Source organism: Streptomyces sp. NPDC037100, from assembly GCF_055606225.1.
Genome location: NZ_JBVJSX010000017.1, coordinates 70,498 through 87,824, shown reverse-complemented (window position 1 = coordinate 87,824; position 17,327 = coordinate 70,498). Strand labels below are relative to the sequence as shown.

Annotated in this window: 12 protein-coding genes; 9 read left to right on the top strand and 3 right to left on the bottom strand. The window is 71.4% G+C overall.

Annotated elements, in window-relative coordinates; genetic code table 11:
* Nucleotides 1-906, top strand: a complete 906-nt coding sequence (locus ACZ7EG_RS36965) for an ADP-ribosylglycohydrolase family protein (RefSeq protein ID WP_471088737.1) — start codon at nucleotides 1-3, stop codon at nucleotides 904-906.
* A gap of 366 nt (nucleotides 907-1,272) precedes the next feature.
* Here ACZ7EG_RS36965 and ACZ7EG_RS36960 read toward each other — a convergent pair whose 3' ends face one another.
* Nucleotides 1,273-2,820 carry an MFS transporter gene (locus ACZ7EG_RS36960; RefSeq protein ID WP_471088735.1) on the bottom strand — a complete coding sequence of 516 codons (1,548 nt, stop codon included), beginning with the start codon at nucleotides 2,818-2,820 and terminating at the stop codon, nucleotides 1,273-1,275.
* A 188-nt stretch (nucleotides 2,821-3,008) separates the two neighbouring features.
* Between ACZ7EG_RS36960 and ACZ7EG_RS36955 the strand changes: the two genes are divergently transcribed.
* The 3 genes from ACZ7EG_RS36955 to ACZ7EG_RS36945 all read left to right on the top strand — a co-directional run bounded on the left by ACZ7EG_RS36955 (nucleotide 3,009) and on the right by ACZ7EG_RS36945 (nucleotide 5,223).
* A complete protein-coding gene (locus tag ACZ7EG_RS36955) occupies nucleotides 3,009-3,629 on the top strand; it encodes a TetR/AcrR family transcriptional regulator (RefSeq protein ID WP_471088733.1) in 621 nt (206 codons plus the stop codon).
* A gap of 195 nt (nucleotides 3,630-3,824) precedes the next feature.
* Nucleotides 3,825-4,526 carry a ribonuclease HII gene (locus ACZ7EG_RS36950; protein ID WP_352100409.1) on the top strand — a complete coding sequence of 234 codons (702 nt, stop codon included), beginning with the start codon at nucleotides 3,825-3,827 and terminating at the stop codon, nucleotides 4,524-4,526.
* 67 nt (nucleotides 4,527-4,593) lie between these two features.
* A complete protein-coding gene (locus ACZ7EG_RS36945) occupies nucleotides 4,594-5,223 on the top strand; it encodes a hypothetical protein (protein WP_471088730.1) in 630 nt (209 codons plus the stop codon).
* A 287-nt stretch (nucleotides 5,224-5,510) separates the two neighbouring features.
* On the opposite strand, the gene ACZ7EG_RS36940 is transcribed toward ACZ7EG_RS36945, so the two are convergent.
* Together ACZ7EG_RS36940 and ACZ7EG_RS36935 are read right to left on the bottom strand one after the other, a co-directional pair.
* Nucleotides 5,511-6,122: a hypothetical protein gene (locus ACZ7EG_RS36940; RefSeq protein WP_471088728.1), complete on the bottom strand. Its 612-nt coding sequence runs from the start codon at nucleotides 6,120-6,122 to the stop codon at nucleotides 5,511-5,513.
* Nucleotides 6,123-6,434: 312 nt separating this feature from the next.
* The gene (locus ACZ7EG_RS36935) at nucleotides 6,435-8,600 is read right to left on the bottom strand and encodes a RecQ family ATP-dependent DNA helicase (RefSeq protein WP_471088726.1); all 2,166 of its coding nucleotides are present in this window, start codon (nucleotides 8,598-8,600) and stop codon (nucleotides 6,435-6,437) included.
* A 141-nt stretch (nucleotides 8,601-8,741) separates the two neighbouring features.
* On the opposite strand from ACZ7EG_RS36935, the gene ACZ7EG_RS36930 reads away from it, so the two are divergent.
* The 5 genes from ACZ7EG_RS36930 (at nucleotide 8,742) to ACZ7EG_RS36910 (ending at nucleotide 17,250) form a co-directional block, all read left to right on the top strand.
* A complete protein-coding gene (locus ACZ7EG_RS36930) occupies nucleotides 8,742-10,562 on the top strand; it encodes a DUF4192 domain-containing protein (protein ID WP_471088724.1) in 1,821 nt (606 codons plus the stop codon).
* Nucleotides 10,563-11,181: 619 nt separating this feature from the next.
* A complete protein-coding gene (locus ACZ7EG_RS36925) occupies nucleotides 11,182-13,101 on the top strand; it encodes a glycogen debranching N-terminal domain-containing protein (protein WP_471088801.1) in 1,920 nt (639 codons plus the stop codon).
* A gap of 129 nt (nucleotides 13,102-13,230) precedes the next feature.
* Nucleotides 13,231-13,989, top strand: a complete 759-nt coding sequence (locus ACZ7EG_RS36920) for an NUDIX hydrolase (protein ID WP_471088722.1) — start codon at nucleotides 13,231-13,233, stop codon at nucleotides 13,987-13,989.
* A gap of 133 nt (nucleotides 13,990-14,122) precedes the next feature.
* Nucleotides 14,123-16,201, top strand: coding sequence for an ABC transporter ATP-binding protein (locus ACZ7EG_RS36915; protein ID WP_471088720.1), 2,079 nt, complete (start codon nucleotides 14,123-14,125; stop codon nucleotides 16,199-16,201).
* Nucleotides 16,202-16,362: 161 nt separating this feature from the next.
* A complete protein-coding gene (locus ACZ7EG_RS36910) occupies nucleotides 16,363-17,250 on the top strand; it encodes a FadR/GntR family transcriptional regulator (protein ID WP_471088718.1) in 888 nt (295 codons plus the stop codon).
* Nucleotides 17,251-17,327: the final 77 nt, after the last annotated feature.

Here is a 17,327-nt window from a genome sequence, read left to right as displayed (position 1 = left end):
ATGACCGCTGATTCCTCCCCCGACGTGCGCCTGGCCCGCGCCCTGGCCTGCCTGCGCGGACTGTCCGTCGGGGACGCCTTGGGCTCCCAGTACTTCGTGCCGGTGAACTACCCGCTGCTGAAGCGCCGCGAGGTGCCGTCCGGGACGTGGCAGTGGACGGACGACACGGAGATGGCCGGCTCGGTCGTCGCCGTCCTGGCCGCCCACCACCGCATCGACCAGGACGCCCTGGCCCTCTCCTTCGCCGAGCGCCACGACTTCGACCGAGGGTACGGCCCGGCCGTCAATCGCCTCTTGCGCCTCGTCCGGGAGGGTGGCGACTGGCGGGAACTCGCCGCCGCGCTCTTCAAGGGACAGGGGTCGTGGGGCAATGGCGCGGCGATGCGGATCGCCCCGCTGGGCGCCTGGTACGCCGGCGATCCTGAGCAGGCGACGCATCAGGCGGAGATCTCCGCCTACACCACTCATCAGCACCGCGAGGCGGTCGTCGGGGCCATGGCCGTCGCCGCGGCGGCCGCGTTCGCCGCCGCCCCCGAGGGGCCGCCCGGCGCCGAAGCACTCCTCGACGGGGTCATCGATCTGGTGCCGAAGAGCGCAGTGGGTGCGGGACTCCGCCGGGCCCGGGACATGCTCGACTACGACGACCCGGGCACGGTCGCGGCGGTGCTGGGATGCGGGCGGCGTACGACCGCCCACGACACCGTGCCCTTCGCTCTCTGGTCGGCCGCGAGAAGCCTGGGCGACTACGAGCGGGCGTTCTGGACGACCGCCCAGGTGGGCGGGGACGTCGACACCACGTGCGCCATCGTCGGCGGCGTCGTCGCATCGGGGAAGGCGGGGGCGCCGCCCGCCGACTGGGTCGAGCGGACGGAGCCGCTTCCGGACTGGGTGCCCCTGTCGGCCTGAGAGCCAGGACTCCCAGCCATCGGAACTCTCCGTACGTCTCGGGAACTCTCTGTAACCGTCGGTCCGTTGTTCCGGTATCCGTTGTGTGGGCCATCGAGGCGCACGTGTGCCGGACATTCGGGTGAGCGCGGAGGAGGGGGCGTCATGAAGTTTCCGTTCGCGGTTCTGATCCGTTGGTCCAGGTGGGGCGCTGTCGCGCCTCGTGTGGGAGGCATGCGGTTGGCCGCGCTGCTGACCTCGCCCTCCGTTCCCCGCATAGAGCCCGAGTGTCCGAGGGAGCTGATCGTGAACCGGCTCGACGGGCGTCGGCGAGTCTGTGTCGTGCCCGCCCACGGGCCACCGGGGCCGGCTCGTGACACCCTGGAATCAGCCGAGCCCCGGTCCGGCAGAGCCGGAGAGCGCCTCCAGGTCGCTCTTGCGGACCCGGATCACCAGCCAGGCCGTGACCAGAGCGAGGACGGCCATCGCGGCGGCCGGGATGAAGGCCGTCGAGATGCCCTGCGCCAGCACCTCGTGCCCCCAAGGTGCGGGCAGTTGCTGGGTCCTGGCGAACTCCGCCTTCTGCTCCGCGGATCCGTCGGCCATGAACTTCGGAAGCTGCTTCTCCGCCTCGTCCTTGGTCGCCGTTCCGAAGACCGTCGTCAAGATGGCAAGGCCCAGCGATCCGCCCACCTGCTGCGTGGTGTTGAGCAGCCCGGACGCCGCCCCCGCCTCGTGCGGGGCGACACCGGAGACTGCGGTGAGCGTCAGCGTCACGAAGTTCAGCCCCATGCCGAAGCCGAACACCAGCATCGGGCCCAGGACCCCGCCGGCGTACGAGCTGTCGGAACTGATGAGCGCCTGCCAGGCCAGTCCGGTCATCGCGAGTGCCGAGCCCACCAGCATGAAGGGCTTGGGGCCCAGCACCGGCAGGAACCGCTGCGACAGGCCCGCGCCGAGTGCGATCACGACCGTCACGGGCAGGAAGGCGAGCCCTGCCTCGATCGGGGTGTACCCGAGCACGTTCTGCACGAACAGAACGATGTAGAAGAACATGCCGAACATCGCCGCGGCCAGGCTCAGCATGATCACGTACGTGCCCGAGCGGTTGCGGTCGGCGAACATCCGCAACGGCGTGATCGGCTCCTTGGCCCGGGACTCGATGAGCGCGAAGGCCAGCAGCAGCACCACGGCGGCAGCGAAGGACCCGATGGTGAGACTGTCCCGCCATCCCTCGTCCGCAGCTCGGATGAAGCCGTAGACGAGCAGCGCCATGCCCGCGGTCGACGTCACCGCGCCCGCGATGTCGAAGCGGCCGGTGTGTCGTTCGGACTCGTTGATGTACAGCGGAGTGAGCACGGCTATCAGCACGCCGATCGGCACGTTCACGAAGAGCACCCAGCGCCAGTCGAGCCACTCGGTGAGCATGCCGCCCGCGAGCAGACCGATGGCACCACCACCGGCGGAGACGGCGGCGAAGACGCCGAAAGCCCGGTTGCGCTCCGGCCCCTCGGGGAACGTGGTGGTGATGAGCGCGAGCGAGGTGGGCGAGGCGATCGCGCCGCCCACCCCCTGCAGGACCCGGGCGGCCAGCAACTGCCAGGGCTCCTGGGCCAGCCCGCCGAGCAGCGAGGCGAAGGTGAACAGCAAGATGCCGGTCATGAAGATCCGGCGCCGCCCGAGGATGTCACCGGCGCGGCCGCCGAGGAGCAGCAGGCCGCCGAAGGTCAGTGTGTAGGAGCTGACGACCCAGGTGAGGTCGGTGGTGCTGAACTCGAGCGCGGCTTGAATGTGCGGAAGCGCGATGTTCACAATCGTCGCGTCGAGTACCACCATGAGCTGGCAGGCCGCGATGACGGTGAGTGCGATACCGGGGCGGCCCTCCCGGCGGGCCGCGCCCGGCTTGCGATCTTGGAGCAATGGAGAGGTGGTCACTATGGGTCCCCCACGAGTGCTTTAGTGAACGCTGACGTTCACTGCCGCGTCAACGGTAGTGAGTCCCCGACAGTGAACGCAAGCGTTCACTTACGGCGTCGTCGTCCGGCGCGTCCCCCCTGTGTGGCCGTCCGACGCGTCCCCCGCCCCCGAAATGCCCGCTTCCTCTGCTCGTTGGAGAGAGTCAGATGGTTACCCCCAGCTGGGCGGATGCGCCCGCTCGGACGGCCGCTCGCCGCCGAGGCGCGGTACTCGAACGCGCCATCCTCGAAGCCGCCCTGGATCAGCTCAGCACCGTCGGCTGGAACGGCCTGACGATGGAGGGCGTCGCCGCCGGCGCCCAGACCGGCAAGGCTGCGGTCTACCGGCGTTGGCCGTCCAAGGAGGATCTTGTAGCCGACGCCTTGCGTGCCGGGCTGCCGCAGTTCGATGCGGTCCCGGACGAAGGGGGAGTGCGTGATGACCTCTTGGCGCTGTGCCTGCGAGCCCGTGACGCGATGTTCTCCCGTCCGGGTTCCGCGCTTCGCTCGGTGATTCACGAGTGCGACACAGCGCAGGCCGAACGCTTCCGTGCCGTGATCTTCGAGGGGGTTGTGGAGCCCACCATGGAGATGTTGCGCGAGGTTGTCGGTCGAGGTGTCAAGCGAGGTGAGGTGCGCCCCGAGGCTGTGAACGGTTATGTCTTCGACGCCATACCGGCGATGATGATGTATCGCTCCAAGATGTGCGGATGTGAATGGGAGGACCGTGAAGTCGAGGAGATGATCGACCAGTTGATGGTTCCGCTGTTGCGTCCGCACGGTTCCTGACATCCCGGCCGAGGGGTCTGTCGCTCCTGCGGGAGGGTGCGGCACAGTCGCGCTGTGCGGTGCGCCATGCTCGCGTCGTACGGTGCGCCGCGCTCGTGTTGCACGGCGCCCGAAGGAGGCTCGCGATGGTGGCGAGCCCGCCGCGGCGGACCGGGGTGTCGCGGACGCATAAGGGCGGCGTAATCTAGGTGCGCCATGCCGTACGAACCGCCTACTCACACCGTCGAGCGCTCCCTTCGAGCCACGACCGGAGCGAAGATCGTTGCAGGTGTCGACGAGGTGGGGCGCGGCGCGTGGGCCGGTCCCGTCACCGTCTGCGCGGCGATCACCGGACTGCGCCGTCCGCCCGAGGGGCTCACGGACTCCAAACTGCTCACCATCAAACGACGCACCGCCCTCGCCGAGGAACTGCGGACCTGGGTGACGTCGTACGCACTGGGGCATGCCTCCCCGGAGGAGATAGACGCCCTGGGCATGACGGCCGCCCTGCGGCTCGCGGCGGGGCGTGCGCTGGACGCACTGCCGGTCCGTCCCGACGCGGTCATCCTCGACGGCAAGCACGACTACCTCGGTACCCCCTGGCGGGTCCGTACGGTGATCAAGGGTGACCAGTCCTGCGTGGCGGTCGCAGCGGCCTCGGTGATCGCCAAGGTCCAGCGCGACAAAATGATGGCCGAACTGGGTATCGACCATGCAGACTTCGGTTTTGCGGACAACGCCGGGTATCCATCACCGGTGCACAAGGCCGCACTGGCGGAGCGGGGCCCCACCCCCTACCACCGCTTGTCGTGGGCGTATCTTGATGCGTTGCCCCAGTGGCGGCACCTCAAGAAGGTCCGCAGTTGGGCGGACGGAAGCGTTCCGGAGATCGAGGGTCAGCTCGGCTTCGACTTCTGACGGTTTCGTTCCGCGCATGCGCCACCCGCCGAAGCGGGCCGTACTAGCGTTTGATAAATATCAACCCATGCCTCTCATTCCCGAGGAGCCTCAGATTCACGAGAGTGCCCAGGGTCCCCGCGCCACTCCGGCCAGCGGCCGAATCGCGCCGACCCCCCGTCCCGTACCAGGCCCCCGTCCCGCGGCCCCGTCGCGTCCCGGTCGCCCCGGCCCTCTCCGGCCGGCGCCGCCGGTGCAACGTACGCCGCGCGATGTGGCCGCCAAGCCCGCTCCGTCGGGCCCTGCTGCCGGTGCCGCCGCTCCGGTCACCCCGCAGATCCAGCTGATCCCGGCTTCCGTGGAGGGGGCGCTCGACGCCGCCGAGGAGGCCGTGGACCTGCTCCTGGACTCCGGTCGTGCCCCCGGTGACATCCTGGTGATCACGACCGGCGAGCAGCACCCGTGGGCCGCCCACGAGCTGTCCTTCGGTGAGACCTCCTACTGGGCTCAACACGACGCGGGCGATGACGTCTTCTACACGGACGCCGCCATCGCGGAACGCGCCGCGTCGCGTCCGGTGGTCGTGGTCGCTGTCAACGGTGGTCCCGAGGCCGCGGCCGTGAGCGCCCTGTCCCTGGCCCACTCCCGGGCCGGCGCCCTGCTGATCGTCTGTGGTGACCCGCAGCGGATCAACTCGGTGCTGGGCGCGGGCGTCTGAGCCGGTGCCGTAGCGCCCGGTAGGGCGCTGGGGCGACCTGGGGCGCCGCTGCTGCGGCGCCGCACGGCGGACGATTCACCCTGCCCGGCGAGTGGGAGACCGTGACAGTGTGCTGGCCTCGTCCGATCAAGGGAGCGCCACCGCGGTTGCGGCGGACGACTGTGCGTGCGGCTCGGGCAGAGCAGGGTTCAGAGTGCTCGTTCCTGCTGCCCGTCGTCGTGATCCCGGAGTGCCGGGCGGCACGGCACCGTTTGTGCCGGGGCCGTGGGGGAGCGGCCGGCCGGGACTCAGCGGGCCGCCGCCGCGCGGCGCAGTACCTCGGAGGCGCCACCGGTGCGCGGTATGGGCGGCGGTGCCTCCGACGTGGCGAACGGCTCCGGTGCCGAGGCGGAGTGAGGGCGGCGTCCACCGCGGCCCTCGCCCAGGACCTGCCAGCCGTCACGGGTCAGCGTGATGTACGCCCCGCAGCGCAGCCCGTGCAGGGTGCACGCGTCGCGCAGCCCCCACATCCACGCGCCGTCCTCCTCCGTCCAACGCGCGTCGCCCTCACGGCAGTAGAGCAGCACCGCGGTGCGTACCGGTGTCCGGCGGCGCAGATCGTGCGGGATGACCCGACGCAGTTGCGCGAGCAGCGCGTTGCGGAACATCCAGCCGTCGGCCGGAGCCGAACGGCGCACGAACGAGGCGCTCGCCCGCAGCCGCTCGTCCGGGTCGAGCACGGCGACGACAGCGGTCGCCGGCTGCGGGTGGTGCCGGGCGTGCAGTCCGCTGACGATCTCGCGGGGGTTGCGCAGGAGTGGGATCCCGGCGGCGGCCCATTCCGCGGGTTCGAGCAGGCGGTTGGCGGAAGCGACGGACGTCGACGCCGCTACCGAGGCCGGAGCGAATCCGAAGGTCACGGTCCTCCCTTCGGCTACGCGCCCACACTGCGGGCGGGGTCGGATTCTGGGAGCGCGCACCGCGGCAAAGCCCTACCGGAGCGTCGGGCGAGCCGTGCGGGAGCGGACTTCAATTCTTCCTGTCGAACTTGAATGCGGCAACGAGCAATTGAGGCAGCCGACCGTTATCGGATGCTCCGCGGCTAATATCCCCGGGGTGTGTGTCGACGGACCACCTCTGGGGCGTTCGAGCACGACACGTTCGTACGTCATGAGGGTGGGCGGCGTCCAGAGGTGTGTGCCGGGACAACCGCCCCGAACCCGGGCACGCCGTCAGCCCTGCACGGCCAGCACCAGCGGCAACACCCCCTGCGCACCGGAGCGTCGGAGCATGCGGGTCGCGACCGCGAGGGTCCAGCCGGTCTCCGTGTAGTCGTCCACCAGGAGGACCGGGCCACGGGCCCCGGCGAGAGCGGAGGCGAGGGCGGGCGGCACGGTCAGAGCCCCGTCGAGCGTCTTCAACCGCTGGGCGCTGTTGCTCCGGGAGCTTGGGTGAGCATCACCGGTGTACTCGACGGTGCCCAGCAGCGGCAGCCGGCCGATCTCCGCGATGTGGGCCGCCAGTGAGTTGATCAGCTGCGGCCGCGTACGCGAGGCGACGGTGACGACGCCGGCCGGGCGCGATCGGCCCTCCGGTGCGCCGGGGGCCCAGCCGCCGGGGCCCTTGGCCCAGTCGGCCAGTACGTCCACCACCGCCCTGGCCACGTCGTCGGGCACGGGGAGGTCGGGGGCCTGGGGGGCGAGCATGGGCCGCAGTCGGTTGCCCCACCCGATGTCCGACAGGCGTCCCAGCGCGCGTCCGGGCGCGGCCTGTTCGTCGGCGGGGATGCGTCCCTTGAGCTCCACTCCGATCGCCGGCAGCCCGGTGGGCCACATCCGCCGGGGCTCCACTTCGACACCTGCCCGGCCCAGGTCCACGCGCGCGGCATCGAGCGCCTCCTCGGACGTGTCGGCGGTGAAGCGCGGACCGGCGCAGTTGTCGCAGCGACCGCACGGCTTGGCCGCCTCGTCGTCCAACTGGCGCTGCAGGAACTCCATGCGGCAACCCGTCGTCGACGTGTACGCGCGCATGGCCTGCTGCTCGGCCTCTCGCTGACGCGCCACCCAGGCGTACCGCTCGGTGTCGTAGGCCCACGGTTGCCCGGTCGCGATCCAGCCGCCCTTGACGCGCTTGACCGCCCCGTCCACGTCGAGGACTTTGAGCATGGTCTCGAGCCGGGAGCGGCGCAGCTCCACCAAAGGCTCCAGGGCGGGCAACGACAGGGGCTTCTCCGCCTGCGCGAGGAGATCGAGCGTACGGCGCACCAGGTCTTCCGGGGGGAAGGCGAGCGAAGCGAAGTACTTCCAGATCGCCTCGTCCTCCTTGCCCGGGAGCAGGAGCACCTCGGCATGCTCCACGCCACGTCCCGCGCGGCCCACCTGCTGGTAGTAGGCAATGGGCGAGGAGGGCGAGCCCAGGTGCACCACGAAGCCCAGGTCGGGCTTGTCGAAGCCCATACCGAGCGCCGAGGTGGCGACCAGCGCCTTCACCTTGTTGCCGAGGAGATCCTCCTCGGCCTGCTGACGATCGGCGTTCTCCGTCTTGCCCGTGTACGACGAGACCGTGTGGCCGCGCTGCCGGAGGAAGGCGGTGACCTCTTCGGCGGCGGCCACGGTCAGGGTGTAGATGATTCCGGACCCAGGCAACTCGTCGAGGTGCTCGGCGAGCCATGCCATCCGGTGCGCGGAGTCCGGCAGGCGCAGCACGCTCAGGCTCAGGCTGTCCCGGTCCAGCGGGCCCCTGAGGACGAGGGCGTCCGAGCTGCCGCCGGTGCCGAGCTGCTCAGCCACGTCGGCGGTCACGCGCGCATTGGCCGTGGCGGTGGTCGCGAGCACCGGCACCCCGGACGGGAGATCGGCGAGCATGGTGCGCAGCCTGCGGTAGTCCGGGCGGAAGTCGTGGCCCCAGTCGGAGACGCAGTGGGCCTCGTCCACCACCAGGAGCCCGGTGGCGGCCGCGAGCCGAGGGAGCACCTGGTCACGGAAGTCCGGATTGTTGAGCCGTTCGGGACTCACCAGCAGGACGTCCACCTTGCCCGCGGCGATCTCGTCCTGAACGGCATCCCACTCCTCGGTGTTGGAGGAGTTGATGGTCCGGGCGTGGATGCCGGCCCGGGCCGCCGCCTCGACCTGGTTTCGCATGAGCGCGAGCAGTGGGGACACGATCACGGTGGGACCGCTGCCCCGCGCCCGCAGCAGCGAGGTCGCCACAAAGTACACCGCGGACTTGCCCCAGCCCGTGCGCTGGACGACAAGGGCACGGCGTCTGTCGGCGACCAGCGCCTCGATCGCCAGCCACTGGTCCTCGCGCAGCCGGGCCTCTCCCGAGACGTCCCCGACGAGACGGGTGAGAACGGCGTCGGCGGCCGCCCGGAGTTCCGCGTTGCTCGTGTGCTCCATGCGTTCCATACAACAGGACGGCACTGACATCCGGAGCCGTGCACCGAGACCTGTGGACGCAATGGCTGTGGATGACGCGTCCCTGACCAGACTTATCCACAGGCTCAAGCGGAGGTTTGGGTTCCGCGAGATCGTCTTCGCATGACGAACCACAGCGAAACGACCGGATCCTCTGAGAACGGTGACATCACCGGGCCCGAGACGCAGAACGGGCACACGAACAGCAAACAGGAGAAGAAGGGGAACGACCCGTCCGGGCTGCACACCTCCAGCCCGCCGTGCGCCGGTCACGCAGGTGAGCACCAGGTCACCCTGCGCACGCCGGCCGAGCTGGCCGACGCCCTGCCGTACCTGCTCGGATACCGCCCCGAAGACAGCATCGTCCTGGTCGCACTCCACGACAGCAACGGACGCGGGCGGTTCGGAGGCCGGGCCCGGCTCGGTATCCCCGCGAACGCGGACGACTGGCCCTCAGCAGCCCGGCAGCTGTCCCAGGGCCTCGTGACGGGCAGCGAACGCCGAGGAGCCCGGCCCGAGTCGATGGTCGCCTTCCTGTGCCAGGAACCGGAGAAAGGACAGACCGGCCGCCAGGTGATGGAGCGGCTGCGGCCCCTGGCCCAGAGGCTGCGCGTCGAGTGCGGTTCCCTGGACGTGGTGGTCGTCGAGGCACTGTGCATCTCGGATGGCCGCTACTGGTCGTACTGCTGTGACAACGAGGCATGTTGCTCCTCCGAAGGAGCCCCCATGGGCCTCCCCGGAACCTCCGTGCTGGCCGCAGCCGCCACCTACGCCGGGATCCAGGTGCGCGGCACGCTGCGGGAGCTCCGGGCCCGGTTGCTGCCCTGGGAGAACGCCGCGGCCATCGAGCAGGAGGCCGCCCTGGACACCGCCAGCATGGCGCTGGTGCCGAAAATCCTGGACGACGCGGGCCGCGCCATCGTGGCCGACGAGACGCTGGAACTGGCCGGCAGGATCCTGGACCGCTTCGCCGAGGCACGGCCGGTTTCCGGCATGCTCCTGGCGGATCTTCGCGACGACGAACTGCTCGGCTACGACGAGGCCGCCCGGCTGATCCTCGGCCTCCAGGACCGAGCCACCCGCGACCGGGCCGCCGCGTGGATGGAGGGCGACGAAGCCGCACGCGCCCTACGCCTCTGGCGGACCCTCGCCCGTCGCTGTGTCGGGCCCTACGGTGAACACGCCGCTGCGCCGCTCACCCTCGCCGGCTGGGTCGCCTGGTCCGCCGGCGACGAACTCGAGGCTCGTGAAGCCCTTGCCATGGCCTTGGGCGCCGATCCCGACTACCTCTTCGCCCGCCTCCTGCACCAGGCCTGCAACGAAGGCCTCGACCCGGAGTCGATCCGCAGGTGCCTTCGGGCGGAGCGGGAAGACCGTGGGCGTGCGGCCGCCGACCTGGAAAGGCGGGCGGACAGTACCGAGTCCGCCGGACGCGACACCACCGCGGCGACCGAGACCGAGCCCCATGGCAAACCCTCTCAAGCAGCGGCGCCCCGGCTCGGACCATCCGGCAACTCCTCACCGGCGACCGTGCCACCCGAGTCCGAGCCGCACGCAAAGCCCTCTCGATCGGGGGCGCCGTCCCGCCGTCGCCGCCGCACTCGTCCGGCCGCCACCACCGGCGCAGCATCCGGCGGTACCCGCGAGGCCGACCGTGACGGCGGATCCCGCACCACCGGCCGACGCGCACCGGCAGGCGCCACACGTCCCGCTGGCACCACACGTTCTGCGGCCACCTCACACCCTGCGGCCACCTCACCCCCTGCGGGTGCTACCGAATCCGGTGGTCGCCCAGGCTGTGCGACAACGGCGGGTACCGCCCGGCCCGGCAGTGTACGAACGGGCGGCGCGCGTGCGCGTGCACCGAAGAAGGCCTCCATGCCTGGCCAGGACAGGGGCGAGGACGGTGTGCAGTCCGGCCACGGCGTGCGCGGTGAGGAGTGAGCTTCCTGCGGGTGGCCTCAACGCCATGGGGCCGGAGCACGGGCGTGACCCGCAGGACGCTCGCAGCGTTCACCTGAGTGGCGGAACGGCCGGACGGGCCGTGAGGCCGCACCGCCCCTGCTCCGTCGGAGCCCTCCGGCACCCGCGCCGAACTCGATCTTGGCGCACCGAGCGCAGAGGAAGCCGTCCCATGCACCAGCCGACTCCGCCCGCCGCCGACGACCGCCGCCCCCAGGGTGGCCCCCCACTGCCCCTCGGGTCGGGCCTCGGCCCGCCCGGGGGCCGGGTACCGCGAGCAGGGGACCAGGTTGTCCCTCCGCGACCGGCTGCACATGTCGACGGTTACGGGCCGAGGTTCCCCGGCAGCACGTCCTACCCCTCTGCACCCCTCGGCGCCGACTGGCGTCCGCCCTCGCCGTCGGGCCCGGGCCGTTCGTTGCCACGGTGGTCGGGCCAGAGCCGTCGCCCTGGCACGGGTCCGGGATGCGGCCCGGCCTCATCGCCCTTTGCTCAAGGGCGGACACCGTCACCCTTGGGGCACTCATCCACACCCCCGCCCCGGGGTGCAACGATCCCCGGACTGCGCTGGTCCGCCGACCTGCCCCCCGCCCACACCGCAATGATCTGTGTCGCCCTTCCCGGCCTGGCCATCTCAACCGAGGACGGGCAGCTGACCGGCCGCGGACTGGAGGGCTTCTACCGTGCAGGCCGCCGCGTGCTCTCCCGGTGCGAGATCCGGGTCGCCGGACGAGAACCGCTCGCGGTACAGGCCCGCATGGCCTCGGCCGACCGTGCCCGGTTCGTGGGCACACTCCGTACGTCACCGCATACGGGCCCGGACCCTGACGTGATCGTGGAGCGTAACCGCTTCGCCGACGGCACGGAGCGGGTCACCCTGCACAGCGCGGCTCCGCGCACCCTGCGGCTGCCGGTCGAGATCATCCTGGGCACTGACCTGGCCGACCTCGGCACGATCGCCTCCGGCAGTGCGGGCCCCGGACTCCCCGCAAGTGTCCACGGCTCCGGCCTGCGCTGGTCCAGCGCCACCGGCAACGCCTCCGTAACGGCCGAACCGCCTCCCTCGGACGCCCTGGCCTCGGCCGGGCTGCTGCGGTGGGAGCTCGACCTGCCACCGGGGGGCAGCAGAACCGTCGAGCTGCGGGTGCGGCCGGACTGCGCGGGGCCCCTCCGAGCCGTGGGACGAGCGGCGACCAGCCCGCTGGCCGCCGCGTGTGCGGAGGGCGACGACCCGAGAGTCCCCACCCTCCTGCGGACGAGTATCGAGGACCTCCAGGCCCTCCTCCTGCGTGACTCAGCGCACCCCGCCGACACCCACCTCGCGGCCGGGGCACCCTGGCGCTGCGGTCTGGCTCCCGCCGACGCGCTGGCCGCCGCCCGGATGGTGCTGCCGCTGGGAACCGGCCTTGCCGCGGGAACGCTGCGGATCCTCGCGCGGACCCAACTCACCGGACCTGGACCGCAGTCCGGAATGATCCCCGGTCCCAGACGGGACGCCGGGCCGTACCTTCCGCCGCAGTGCACCGGCACGGAGGCCACGCTGCTCTTCCCCGCCCTGCTGGCAGAGGCCCGCCGCTGGGGACTTCCCGACCAGGAGACGGAGGCACTGCTGCCCGCCGCCGAGCGCTGCCTGACCTGGCTGCAAGACACCGTGGGCGACGGTACCTACCTGCGCGACCCGAACCCGGGAGGGCCCGTCCGCTGCGAGACACAGGCGCACGCCCACCGTGCCGCACTGCTCGGAGCCGACCTGCTCGACGCCTGTGGCCGGACAGGGGCAGCGGCGCTCCGGGAGTGGGCGCAGACCCTGCGGACCGCCTTCCGGGAGCACTTCTGGGTCGAGGACCTGGGAGGCGGCCGGCCCGCCGCGGCACGTGCCCCGGACGGCAGCCCGGTGCCTCACCTGGGCGTCGCTGCAGTGCACCTCCTCGACACAGGCCTGCTGGGCGGTGGTGAGTTGGCGCCCGGCCTGCTCGACAAGGTCCGGACCGAGCACCTGGCCCGGCTGCTCGGAAGCCCCGTCATGGACTCGGGCTGGGGCCTGCGCGGACTGGGCTCGAAGGAAGCGGGATTCAATCCGTTCGGCCACCGCGCGGGAGCAGTACGGACCCAGGAGACAGCCCTCGCCGTCGCGGGACTCGCCGCCGCGGGCTACGAGAAGGAGGCCGGCTCACTGGTGCGCGGCGTGCTCGCGGCCGCCGAGACCTTTGCCTACCGGCTGCCCGAGATGTACGCCGGGGAGCAGCGCACGGAAGGAAGCGCTCCGCTACCACACCCGGCAGCCTGCCGTCCTGCGGCCACAGCGGCGGCAGCCGGAGTCATGCTGCTGACCACCCTCGCCGGCATCCGCCCCGATGCCCCGGCAGGCACGGTCACCCTGCGCCCCGTGCGCAGCGCACCCCTCGGGGAGATCGGTTTCACGGGACTGCGCGTGGCGGGTGCCCCATTCTCCGTGCGGGTCGGCCGACTCGGCCTGGCCATGGTCGAGGAGGCGGCCGACGGACTGCAACTGGGGGTGTGACGTGCAGCGATGTGCCACTTCATGACCAGATTCAGGCAGCTGAGTCCATAAGCGGACCGAAGCGGATCACTAGGCGGACGGACCGGCGAAGGAGGTGTTTATCGTCAGGCAGACGACTATGATCGCCGCATGCCCTACGACCCGTCAGCGTTTCCGCCCTTCGCCGTCACCGTGGACCTGGTCGTGCTGACCGTGCGCCGCCATGCCCTGTGTGCGCTGGCGGTGCGCAGGGGGGAACCGCCGTTCCAAGGGCGCTGGGCGCTGCCCGGCGGCTTCGTACGGGCCGACGAAGATCTGGCGCAGGCCGCGGCGCGCGAGCTGGAGGAGGAGACAGGTCTGCGCGTCCACGACCCGTCCGTCCCGGCTCAGGACAACGGCGCGCACCTGGAGCAGCTCGCCACCTACGGAGACCCCAAGCGGGATCCCCGGATGCGTGTCGTCAGCGTCGCCCACCTCGCCCTCGCTCCCGATCTGCCCCCGCCCAGAGCGGGCGGAGACGCCAGCAACGCGCGCTGGGCCCCGGTCGAGGAACTGTTGCAGCAGGGCGGTTACGGGCGTGAGGCCGAGCCGGTCGCGCCGCTCGCCTTCGACCATGCGCAGATCTTGGCGGACGGAGTGGAGCGCGCCCGCTCCAAGATCGAGTACTCATCACTGGCCACCGCCTTCTGCCCACCCGAGTTCACCGTCGGGGAACTGCGCCGTGTCTACGAGGCGGTGTGGGGGGTCGCGCTCGACCCGCGCAACTTCCACCGCAAGGTCACAGGCACGCCCGGCTTCCTGGTTCCCACGGGTGGGACGACGACCCGCCAGGGGGGACGCCCGGCCCAGCTCTTCCGCGCCGGTGGCGCGACGCTGCTCAACCCCCCGATGCTGCGCCCCGAGGTGTGAGTGGCCGGCCGGGCGCGGGCGGCGCCGTGACCCGGCCGCAGCCCGGTCACGGGTGTTGGTCCTTCCCGAGGCGGACCTCGGTAAGGCCCTGGGGTGCCCGAAAAAACGGACATAGCGCGCTATCTTGCTGTGAGTGATCCAGGCCTTCGGACTGACCAGCAACCCCCGCAAAGAGCTCCCGCCCGCAGCCGACGACGTCTCGTTCGAGGCGCAGGCGGGCCGCATCACCGCGCTGCTCGGAGCACCGGGCGCCGGCAAGACGACGGTTCTCAGACTGATGCTCGAACTCCAACAGGGTCGCGGCATCACCCACTTCCGGGGGCGTCCGCTGCACCGCATCGCCCACCCCTCGCGCGAGGTCGGTGTGTTGCTGGGCGACGTGCCCGGGCATCCCGCCCGCACGGTCCGAGGTCATCTGCGCATGCTGTGCGCAGCCGCGGGGGTTCCGGTTCGGCGCTCCGACGAAGTGCTCGAGGCGGTCGGGCTCGTGAGCCTGCGCGAGGAGCGCCTCGGCACCCTCTCCCGCGGCATGGACCGGCGCCTCGGCCTGGCCTGCGTTCTCCTGGCCGACCCGCACACCCTCGTCCTCGACGACCCGGCCGACGGACTCTCCACCCGTGAGAGCGACTGGCTGCACGGCATGCTGCGCGCATACGCGGCCCAGGGCGGCACGGTCCTGTTCACCACGGCCGACCCCAAGGGGGCTGCGCGCACCGCCGATCGCGTCGTCACCCTGGAACAGGGCAGGCTCGTGGCCGATCAGGAGGCCGCGGAGTTCGCGCGTACGCGCCTGCGCCCCCGTGTGGCAGTGCGGAGTCCGCACGCGGCCCGTCTTGCAGCTCTCCTGGCCAAGCAGGCCCGCACCTCGCAGCGCTCCGTCGAAGTCGTCCGAGAGGGCGGCAACCGCCTTTCGGTGTACGGCGGTACCTGCGCGGACATCGGCGAGATCGCGTTTCGCCACGGCATCGTCGTTCACCAACTCGCCGACGAGATCGGGGACATGGGACCCGGTGCGGGTCTCGCTCACGCAAGCGGGCCGCGCGACGCGATCCTGGCCGAGCCGGCGCGCGTCACGGACACACACGGGACGGCCCTTGCGCCCAGGTCCGAAGAGTCGGCATCGTCCGGCGGCCCGTCGAAGCTCTCCGCAACGGACCCCCCGGCCCCCACAGCCGAGCCGTGCCCCGTACTCGAGCCGGGATCCCTCTCCCACGCAAGGGAGCCGGTCACCAGTCAGCCGTCCTTGTCCTTCGGGCAACCGCAGCTGCCCGACGCCGAGCTGCACGAGCTCTTGGAACTCTCCCCGGCCGGCCGATCAGACGACGGCTCTCCGGCAGCGACCGCGCCGTCCCGGCCACGGGCGCCGCAGCCGACAGGTGCCCTGACCGCTCGCACGCCCGACGCGCTGCCTCCTCTGCCGCCCCCCATCTCCGTCCGTCCCGCCCCCAGCCCGCTCCGCCCACTCCGCTACGAGATCCGCCGTGCCACCGGGATCGGCACCGGGTTCCTGACCGGGGCCGTCGTACTTGCCGTGTCCGCCGTGACTGCCGTAGCGCTCGCACGCATCGGGCACACCCCGCAGCCGCGCCTGCTGGCCGCGTGGCCGCAGGAGCTGCCCCTGCCGCCCGCGGCGCTCGGCGCGGGCCTGCTGGGCGCGCTGGCCTTCGGCGACGAGTTCCGCCACCCCGCCCTGGCGGCGGACCGCGGCACTGTGCCCCGCCGGCTGGGGCTGCTGGCCGCCAAACTGCTCGTCTCCTCGATCACCGCGCTGATGCTGGCCGTCCTCACCGTCGGCTGCGACGCCGAAGTGCTGTATCTCGTCTACGGACGGGAGCTCGCACAGGTTCCCGCTGACTGGTTCCTGCTGATGACGAGTTGGATCGGGCTCGTGGTCGGCTGCGCCTGGGCCGGTGTACTCGCCGCAGGTGTCTTCCGGTCCACCACGGCCGGGCTCGCCGCCGTGACCGCCGTCCCCCTCCTCGTCGTACCCGTCGTGCACAGGCTCGTGAACGGTCCGTCTGTGCGAACCGCGGCCGGGCTCCCCGTGCGACTGCGAGAGACGCTCCTGCCACGGTGGCCCTTCGGGGGAGAGCGCTACCTGGAGGCCGCGCTCAAGGTGATGTCCCAACCCGTGGCCGGCGCACTGACGTTGTCGCTGGCCGCGCTGCTCTGCACGTATCTGCTCACCACCCTGCGCAGCAGATTCCGGTGACGACTGTCCGTAACCCTTAGTCCGGCCATGCGCACAACTCCCCGCAGAGCGCCCATTTCTTTCCGATAAGGCGTCAATTGCGACGGGGTGAGCGATCACCCTTTCGTGTGCTTTTCACCAAAGACCTCAAGGGAGTTGGAAGCGGCGCCGACAAATGATGCGTGAGTACCCTTGCGCACACCATGATGACCGCCGCCCGCTCCGCTGACTCCGGCCTCGCGAGCCCGGGCGAACTCGACCGCTACCCGTACGCCGAGGCGCCCGCCGCCGACCGCGTTGGGATCCCTGCCTGGGACGGCGGAGACCCCGAGCTGGGCCGTGTGGGCCGCCGTGCCGCGGGCAGCCGCGGACGCGGGCTGCACGGACAACTCGTTCAACAGCTGGGTCAGATGATCGTCTCCGGCGACCTGGGCGCCGATCGGCCGCTGGTGCCCGAGGAGATCGGTCAGCGATTCGAGGTCTCCCGCACCGTCGTCCGCGAGTCGCTCCGCGTCCTGGAGGCCAAGGGTCTGGTGAGCGCCCGTCCGAACGTCGGCACGCGCGTGCGCCCCGTCAGCGACTGGAACCTCCTCGATCCGGACATCATCGAGTGGCGGGCCTTCGGGCCCCAGCGCGACGACCAGCGCCGCGAGCTGAGCGAGCTGCGGTGGACGATCGAGCCGCTCGCCGCCCGCCTCGCCGCCGGCCACGGTCGCGAGGACGTCCAGCAGCGCCTTGCGGACATGGTCGAGATCATGGGGCACGCGATGGCTCAGGGTGATGCGCTCACGTTCTCCCGCGCCGACTCCGAGTTCCACTCGCTGCTGATCCAGGTCGCGGGTAACCGCATGCTGGAGCATCTGTCCGGCATCGTGTCCGCGGCCCTGCAGGTCTCGGGCAGCCCGGTCACGGGCTGTGACCGGCCGAACGAGACCTCCCTGGGGCACCACGGCCGCATCTGCGACGCCCTCGCCGCCGGTGACGGAGCGGCGGCCGAGGCGGCCATGCGTCAACTCCTCATGGTCCACCCCGAGGTGGAACGGGTGGTGCCCGCCCCGCGCGAGCACTGACCGCGTTCCGCGGGCGGCGCGGCCGGGTGTGCCACCCCCCTCCTGTGGCAGTGCCTGATCGGTGATCCGCCTCCCGT

Coding starts and splice junctions, on each gene's coding strand:
- ACZ7EG_RS36950 (WP_352100409.1), top strand. CDS start 3,825: ATGCCGTACGAACCGCCTACTCACACCGTCGAGCGCTCCCTTCGAGCC.
- ACZ7EG_RS36920 (WP_471088722.1), top strand. CDS start 13,231: ATGCCCTACGACCCGTCAGCGTTTCCGCCCTTCGCCGTCACCGTGGAC.
- ACZ7EG_RS36925 (WP_471088801.1), top strand. CDS start 11,182: ATGATCTGTGTCGCCCTTCCCGGCCTGGCCATCTCAACCGAGGACGGG.
- ACZ7EG_RS36930 (WP_471088724.1), top strand. CDS start 8,742: ATGACGAACCACAGCGAAACGACCGGATCCTCTGAGAACGGTGACATC.
- ACZ7EG_RS36945 (WP_471088730.1), top strand. CDS start 4,594: ATGCCTCTCATTCCCGAGGAGCCTCAGATTCACGAGAGTGCCCAGGGT.
- ACZ7EG_RS36955 (WP_471088733.1), top strand. CDS start 3,009: ATGGTTACCCCCAGCTGGGCGGATGCGCCCGCTCGGACGGCCGCTCGC.
- ACZ7EG_RS36965 (WP_471088737.1), top strand. CDS start 1: ATGACCGCTGATTCCTCCCCCGACGTGCGCCTGGCCCGCGCCCTGGCC.
- ACZ7EG_RS36935 (WP_471088726.1), bottom strand. CDS start 8,600: ATGGAGCACACGAGCAACGCGGAACTCCGGGCGGCCGCCGACGCCGTT.